Below are 1167 nucleotides of genomic sequence, written 5' to 3'. Positions count from 1 at the left end.
GCAGGGCTATCGCATATGAGTGATGGCATTGATGAGATAGTCATCGTTCCAGGCGCATTTCTTGATGCGATGGCTGATGGGGACTTTGGCAGCATCGGCGGCCTGAAGGATGTTTCTGGCGAGGCGATTGAGAAGGGCTGTGTTGGCGGGAGCATTATCCTTGCGGGCACGGCTGAGATCCTCATCGAGATGGACATCAAGCATCCAATGCAGGCCGTTCTCGATCTGCCAATGAGCTCTAGTGAGGTCGAGCGCCCGTTGCGGCGACATGAGCGTGGAGGCCATGAACAGGCGCATCAACGGCCTGGCCTGATCGCGTCGGCTGGTGATGCGGATGAAGGCCAGGTGGCCGGGCATCAGCGGCTCGGCCGCCGCCACGATCTCGGCCTGCCGCCACTCGTTGCGGCCGTGGCTGGTCTCGGTCCGCTCGGCAATGGAAGGGGTGGCGTCGGCCAGTTGCAGGTTGGCACGGCGCAGCCAATGACGACGGTTGCCCTTCAGCGCAAGCAGGTAATCGCCACCTCTTTGGGTAATGGCCGCAGCCATGCGGGTGTGGCAGTGGAGCGCGTCGGCGGTGATCAATCTGCCCGTAAGATCAATGAGTTCGACGACTTTGAGCGCGGCCTCGACTTCGTTCTCACCAGCGCTCGGCGAGACTGCCGCCAGGCACAGCCGGGTCTCGGCGGCGAAGGCCGACACCGTCAACGGCGGACTGGCTGCCAAGCCCTTCTCGTAGGCCCGCCGCAAAGCCTTGCCGTCAAGCGACACCACCTCGGGCGTCTCTCGGCTGGCTCGGGCGAAAGCTGCGGCAAAGGCAGCAAAGGCGCGACCAAAGGCCTTCGGGTCGAGCAGGCGCAGCAGCCGCGAGAAGGTGTCGTGGCTGGGAGCTGCGTCATAGTCGATCAGCCGCGACAGCGCCTGCTTGCGCTCCTGCGCAAACAGGGCGAACTCCGTCGCATTGCTGGCACCACACAGGCTTGCCGCGATCATCATCACGATCAGGTCGCCAAGCCGGTGCGTGGCGTTGGGCGCGCGTGGATCAGGCACCGCGCCAAAGTAGCTCTCAAGGCAGGAAATGGCAGTCGCTCCTTCGCTCAACTGCCTCTCCAAAGAATCCTTTCTCAGCCTAAACTCAACCCCAAAATCGCCATATGCGATTCCCCTGCC

The 1167-nt window shown here is 62.9% G+C and carries 1 protein-coding gene; it reads right to left on the bottom strand.

The annotated features are described in order from the left end of the window. Positions 1 to 6: 6 nt before the first annotated feature. Positions 7 to 1098: an ISAs1 family transposase gene (locus tag NKH80_RS30025; protein WP_352995655.1), complete on the bottom strand. Its 1092-nt coding sequence runs from the start codon at positions 1096 to 1098 to the stop codon at positions 7 to 9. Positions 1099 to 1167: the final 69 nt, after the last annotated feature.

This window comes from Mesorhizobium sp. M0904, assembly GCF_040319475.1.
Classification (GTDB): domain Bacteria; phylum Pseudomonadota; class Alphaproteobacteria; order Rhizobiales; family Rhizobiaceae; genus Mesorhizobium.
This window is presented reverse-complemented; position numbering and strand designations above follow the sequence as displayed.